6 protein-coding genes are annotated in these 6,258 nt (G+C 69.8%); 4 read left to right on the forward strand and 2 right to left on the reverse strand.

Annotation, left to right across the window (positions count from 1 at the left end):
• Positions 1-203: hypothetical protein (locus tag FJ108_17485; GenBank protein MBM4337682.1), on the forward strand; the 203-nt coding region annotated here is incomplete at its 5' end.
• Between the two features lie 425 nt (positions 204-628).
• Here FJ108_17485 and FJ108_17490 read toward each other — a convergent pair.
• A complete protein-coding gene (locus FJ108_17490; protein ID MBM4337683.1) occupies positions 629-982 on the reverse strand; it encodes a hypothetical protein in 354 nt (117 codons plus the stop codon).
• Between the two features lie 412 nt (positions 983-1,394).
• On the opposite strand from FJ108_17490, the gene FJ108_17495 reads away from it, so the two are divergent.
• From FJ108_17495 to FJ108_17505, 3 genes are all read left to right on the forward strand, one after another.
• Positions 1,395-1,655: a hypothetical protein gene (locus FJ108_17495; protein MBM4337684.1), complete on the forward strand. Its 261-nt coding sequence runs from the start codon at positions 1,395-1,397 to the stop codon at positions 1,653-1,655.
• A 526-nt stretch (positions 1,656-2,181) separates the two neighbouring features.
• On the forward strand, positions 2,182-3,582 hold the full coding sequence (locus FJ108_17500; protein MBM4337685.1) for an APC family permease: 1,401 nt from the start codon (positions 2,182-2,184) through the stop codon (positions 3,580-3,582).
• Between the two features lie 32 nt (positions 3,583-3,614).
• On the forward strand, positions 3,615-5,369 hold the full coding sequence (locus FJ108_17505) for a thiamine pyrophosphate-binding protein (protein ID MBM4337686.1): 1,755 nt from the start codon (positions 3,615-3,617) through the stop codon (positions 5,367-5,369).
• Position 5,370: 1 nt separating this feature from the next.
• Here FJ108_17505 and FJ108_17510 read toward each other — a convergent pair.
• On the reverse strand, positions 5,371-6,258 hold an 888-nt coding region (locus FJ108_17510; GenBank protein MBM4337687.1), incomplete at its 5' end, for a hypothetical protein.

Consider the following 6,258-nt stretch of genomic DNA (forward strand, 5'->3'; position numbering starts at 1 on the left):
GCTACTGGGCGAGCCTACGCACGACCAATCCGATCGAACGGGTGAACAAGGAGTTCAAGCGCAGGACGAAGGCGATGGAGATCACCGGCGGGGAGACGACGACTCACCGCCTGCTGGCCTACGTCGCCCTCACGATGAATCTCGGTTGGAGAAAGTACGCGCTCTCCGCGCCCAAGAACTTCTACACACTTAAAGCCGCTTGACCGGCTCCGGAAGTCACCTCCCTGCCGCACCTGGAACTCGACGCTTCGCGAAAACCGAAGCACCAGATATCGGCCGTCCGGCCGGCCGCCTTCGTAGGCGACCTCGAGGAGGGGCACGGGAGAGCCGGAAGGCGCGGCGAGCATCTCGCTGCCGATCAGCGGCGCGATGGCGCGCGGCGCCAGCGACACGGGGTCGATCTGAACCTGAAGCGTGCTCCCGCTGGCTGCCGGCGCATGTCGCAGATAACGAACCGGCGTCATGAATCGGACGACGACGTCGACCTCGCCGTCGCGCTCGCGGATTTCGATCCCTTCCAGGACGCGCTGCAGGGTGGATTCCGCGCGCGCGTTTGCGCAGACGACGAGCGCGAGCGAGAGCCATGCCGCGATCGCCGCGATCGATCCGGAACGGGCTCCCGGCCGGATCACCACCCGCCCCTGGAGGCGCTGTGTTCGCCGGAGCGCGAAGTCTGGATCCGACTCATCGAGCTGTCGGTATAAGTGTGGCAGCTACCTGAGCAGTCCCGAAGCTCGCTCACCGTGTAGAGCACGCGCGGCGACTCGACCTTCTTGTGGTGGTCCGCCCGGAAGTCCGACGCGTGGCAGCCGGCGCAGTCGGGCTGGTAGCTTGGATTGCTCCAGGCGTTGGCCTGCGCGTTTCCCGCGTGGCAATCGCTGCAGGCGAAGGTTCCCCGGTGGCCGGCTGGGTAGTTGGCGGACGTGTGGGTGAACGTCGACGGCTCCCATCGCGTCGTGGTGTGGCACTCCACGCAGTCCATCGACGTGACAAAGTGATTCGGGGGCTTTCCCGTCGCGGTCGTGCCATTGTGACAGGTTCCGCAGCTCCCGGTGACGCTCGCATGGTCGAAGCGCGCGGGGCTCCAGGCCGTTGTCGAGTGACAGTCTTCGCAGGTATTCGCGCTCTGGATGTGATTCGCGGGCTTGCCGGTGGCGGTGCTTCCATTGTGGCAGGTGAAGCACGCGCCGGTGACGGAGGCGTGGTCGAAGCGGGCGGGGCTCCAGGCCAGGGTCGAATGACAGTCCTCGCAGGTGTTGGCGCTCTGGATGTGGTTCGCCGGCTTTCCGGTGGCGGTCGCGCCGTTGTGGCAGGTGGCGCAGGCGCCGGTGACCGAGGCGTGGTCGAAGCGGGCGGGGCTCCAGGCCAGGGTCGAATGACAGTCCTCGCAGGTGTTGGCGCTCTGGATGTGGTTCGCCGGCTTCCCGGTGGCGGTCGCGCCGTTGTGGCAGGTCGCGCAGGCGCCGGTGACCGAGGCGTGGTCGAACCGGGCGGGGGTCCAGGCCGTGGTGGTGTGGCAGTCCTCGCAGGTGCTCGCGCTCTGGATGTGGTTCGCGGGCTTGCCCGTGGCGGTCGTGCCGTTGTGGCAGGTGGCGCAAGTGCCGGTGACCGAGGCGTGGTCGAAGGAGGCCGGAATCCAAGCGGTGGTCGAATGACACATCTCGCAGTTGTTCGGGGAGGCGGGGTGACTCGTCGGCTTCCCCCCTACGATCGTGCCGTTGTGGCAGCTCACGCACGTTCCGGTCGCCACCATGTGATCGAAGTGTGCGGGGGACCAAGTCTCGACGGTATGGCAGTCCTCGCACGATCCCGCGGTGGGGACGTGATTCGCGGGCTTTGCGGTCATCGCCCGTGAGCCGGGTCCTCCGTGGCAGGCGCTGCACTTCGTAGGCGTACCCTGGAACTCGGCTGCGACGTGGCAGGCCTCGCAGGCGACTCTCGCATGCGCACCCGTGAGCGGGAAGCCCGTGCGCATGTGGTCGAACTCGGCGGCCGGCGCTTCGGCGGACCCGATCCGAGCTCCGAGCAGGACGGCGATCGCGATTCCGGCGGTCGACAGCGCGCTTCGTCGCTCTCTTGCCGTGCGGAGATGGATCCGGAGCAAACGGGTCACCCGAGTCATCGGCTCACCATCGGCGTCCGGTCGCGGATCCACCGTGTCGAAGGTCACAGCGCTCGCGCATGAACTCGGTTTCGCCCCGGCTCGCGCCCCGGCTCGCGACAGGTACTCTAGCGACCATGGGGGCAGAGCCGGACCGTCACCCGCGCGATCGCTTGCGCCGCGAGCTGGGCTTGCGCGATGCGACGCTTCTCTGTGTCGCGTCGGTGATCGGGTCGGGGATCTTCCTGACGCCCGGCGCGATCGCGGACCGGCTGCCGCACGCGGGCTTGATCCTGGCGGTCTGGGTCGTCGGTGGATTGCTCTCGCTGGCCGGCGCGCTCGCCAACGCCGAGCTCGGTTCGATGTACCCGCACGCGGGCGGGGACTACGTGTATCTGCGCGAGGCGTTCTCGGGCTTCGCGGGCTTCCAGATGGGCTGGGTCTCGTTCTTCGCGATCTTCACCGGCACGGTCGCCACGCTCGCCTCGGGATTCGCCGAGGCGCTCGACCCGCTGATCGGCCTGGGCGAGGGCGGGAAGATCCTGGTCGCGCTCGCAGCCACGTTCGGCGCGAGCTGGCTGAACGTCGTGGGCGTGCGCGACAGCGCGCGCTTCAACAATGCGATGGCGCTGCTCAAGATCGGCGCGCTCGCCGCGCTGGTGCTGCTGGCTCCGTGCTCGAACGCGGGCGACACGGAAAATCTCCGCCCGCTCGTCGGCGGCGCGGGCGGGATCTCGCTCTATTCGTTCGGGCTCGCGCTCTCGCCGGTCCTGTTCAGCTACCTGGGCTGGAACTCCGCGGTCTACGTCGCGAGCGAGATCCACGAGCCGCAGCGGAACATCCCGCGCGCGCTCTTCCTCGGGCTCGCGATCTGCATCGCGATCTACCTGGCCGTGAACCTGGTGTACCTGTACGCGATCCCCGTCGAGCAGATGCGGGGTCTGGGAAACGCGGGCGAGGCCGCGGCGCACGCGCTCTTCGGCCCGGTGAGCGGGCGGGTTCTTTCGTTCTTCGTGCTCGGCTCGATCCTGGGCACGCTGAACGCGACGATCCTGGTCGGGCCGCGGATCGCGTATGCGATGGCGCTCGATCAGCGCTTCTTCGCGCGCGTCGACCGCGTGCACGCGCTGTACCAGACTCCGCACGTGGCGATCTGGGTGCAGGCGGGCGTCGCGAGCCTGCTGCTCCTGGTGCTGCGGCGCTTTCCCAGCGTGCTCGACTTCACCACGTTTGCGATCGTGCTCGCGACCATCGCCGACACGCTCGCGCTCTACGCGCTCCGGTACAAGCGACCCGACCTGCCGCGGCCGTACCGCGCCTGGGGCTACCCGTGGGTGCCGGCCGCGTACCTGGTCGCGAACGCGTTGGTGGCGCTCGCGATGCTGCGCGGAAATCCGCTCGAGTCGCTCGCCTGTCTGGCGGTGATCGCGAGCGGCGTGCCGTTCTATCTGGCGTTTTCTCGCCGCTCGCGCAGGGAGTAGACTTCCGCAAGATCGCAAGAGGAGGTCGCGTGATGGCGAAGGTCGACGGCGGGGAATTGCTGGTGCGGGTGCTCGAGCGCGCGGGGATCGACACGATCTTCACGCTCCACGGCGGCCACCTCGACGCGATCCTGCAGGCCGCGAAGGCGCGGGGCTTGAAACTCGTCGATACGCGCCACGAGCAGGCGGCGGGCCACGCCGCCGACGGCTGGGCGCGCACGACCGGAAGGCCAGGTGTCGCGGTGGTGACCGCCGGGCCCGGCTTCACCGACTGCGTCACGGCGATCGCGAACGCCTACCTCGACTGCGTTCCGACGCTCTTCATCGCGGGAGCCGCGCCGCTACGCGAGGCGGAGACGCTGCCGCTGCAGGGCGGAATCGACCAGGTCGCGATGGTCACGCCGATCACCAAGTGGGCGCACCGCGTCACGCACACCGAGCGCATCCCCGATCTGGCGGTTCAGGCGCTGCGCATCGCGACCACCGGCCGGCCCGGCCCGGTCTTCCTCGAGCTGCCGATCGACGTGCTCTTCGCGCGCGTCGACGAGGAGAGTGTGAAGCTGCCCGAGCGGATCCGCCCGGAGTTCGCGCCGGCGCCGGCACCGGCCGTGGTCGAGAAGGCGCTCGATCTGCTCGAGGCCGCCGAGCGGCCGGCGATCCTGGCCGGCGGCGGCGCGTGGTTCTCGGGCGCGGGCAGCGCGCTCGTCGCATTCGCGGAGCGGATCGGCGCGCCGGTCTTCAGCAACGCGAAGGCGCACGGACTCGTGCCGGCCGATCACCCGCTCTGCGGCCGCGGCTTCGCGACGCTTGCGATCGCGGGGCAGGCGGGAAAGGCGGAGGCGGACTGCGTGCTCGTGGTCGGCGCGCGACTCGGCCTGTTCACCGGCGGGCGAAGCGGCCGGCTGATCCCGTCCCGCGCGCGAGTGATCCAGATCGACATCGACGCGGCCGAGATCGGCCGGAACCGCGAGATCGACGTCGGAATCGCCGCCGACTGCCGCGAGACGCTCGCAGCACTCGACGCCGCGGCCGCGCGCAGGAGCTTCCGCGACCATCGCGGCTGGATCGAGACGGTGCAGAAGGTCCGACACGCCCACCGCTTCATGTTCAGCGAGGCGCTCGCCGCCGAGAAGGGCCCGATCCACCCGTACCGGCTGACCAGCGAGATCGCGAAGATGCTGCCGCGCGACGCGATCGTGATCGCCGACGGCGGCGAGACCGCGTCGTGGATGGACATGGTGGCCGACGTGCGCGGCGGCGGCAGCTGGATGTCGCACGGCTACCTGGGCTGCCTCGGCACCGGAATGCCGTTCGCGATCGCGGCGAAGGTCGCGCATCCGGGGCGCCCGGTGCTCTGCATCGTCGGCGACGGATCGGTGGGTCTGAACTTCGCCGAGTTCGACACCATGGCGCGTCACGGCCTGCCGATCGTGGTGGTGGTGAACAACGACCAGATCTGGGGCATGTCCGCGCACGGGCAGGACCTGATCTACGGCGAGGGGCGCCGCGTGGTGACCGAGCTCGGCTCCACGCGCTACGACCTCGCGGCCGCGGGCTTCGGCTGCCACGCCGAGTACGTGGTCGATCCGGGCGAGATCCGCCCCGCGCTCGAGCGCGCGTTCGCAAGCGGCAGGCCCGCCTGCGTGAACGTGATGACCGACCCGAAGGTGATCGCGCCGGTCACCGTCGCGATGGTGGGCGGCGCGCGCCCGCCGACGCCGGCGCCCGCCGGTACGCCCGCCAAGTCGACGATCCAGATCCCGTACTACGAGAATCTGGAGGAGTGAGCTAGCGCCGCCAGCCGTCGGGCATCGGCGGCCAGCGACCGATCCCACCTTTCTCGACCAGCATTCCGGTGAGCGTCCGCTCGGCGTGCTCCGAGCGCCAGGTCAGCATCGCCTGCGCGTGCGCGAGCACGAGCGCGGCGTCGGAGGTCTCGGTCCGCCAGGTCGGGTCCGCCGCCAGATCGAAGCAGAGGTGCGATCCGTCGCCGAACTGCACGTAGGCGCAGCGCTCGCTGCGCAGCACCGCCAGGTGCTGCCGCTCCAGCTGTCGGTCCCAGGGCCAGACGCGCGGGCCGTGCGGAATGCGCGTGAAGCGCCAGTCGAACTCCCAGTGCGCGGCGCTTCGCCACCAGGGCGGAGTCTCTCCGCGAAGGAACGGAGTGAGTGGCAGCCCGTCGCACTGCGCGGGCACGTCGATTCCCAGCACCTCGCAGAGCGTCGGGAACACGTCGACGTTCTCGGTGAAGCGCTCCAGCGTCGAGCCGTGGGTCTGCGGGTGTCTCGGATCGCGGATGATTCCCAGGATGTGGTACGAGCCCTCGAAGTAGCCGGACTTCCCGACGAGCCCGTGATCGCCGAGATCCTCGCCGTGGTCCGAGGTCACCAAGATCCACGTGTCGTCCCAGAACCCCAGCCGCTCCAGCGCCTGCCACACGCGCCCGAGCTGGTGGTCGACCTCGCTCACCATCCCGAAGTACTGCGCGCGCAGCTTCCGGATCGCCTCGACGCTCGCGGGCGCCGCAGTCTCGCGGTGGCGAAGCAGCCCCTCGTGCAGCGGGTGGCGCTTCGACGCGGGCGGGATCGGCGCCGCGATCGCCGCAGGGTCGTAGGCGCGCGAGAAATGCCCGGCCGCTGCGTAGGGCGGGTGCGGGCGGAAGTAGCTCGCGTGCGC

It is taken from the genome of Deltaproteobacteria bacterium, from assembly GCA_016875225.1.
Taxonomy (GTDB): domain Bacteria; phylum Myxococcota_A; class UBA9160; order SZUA-336; family SZUA-336; genus VGRW01.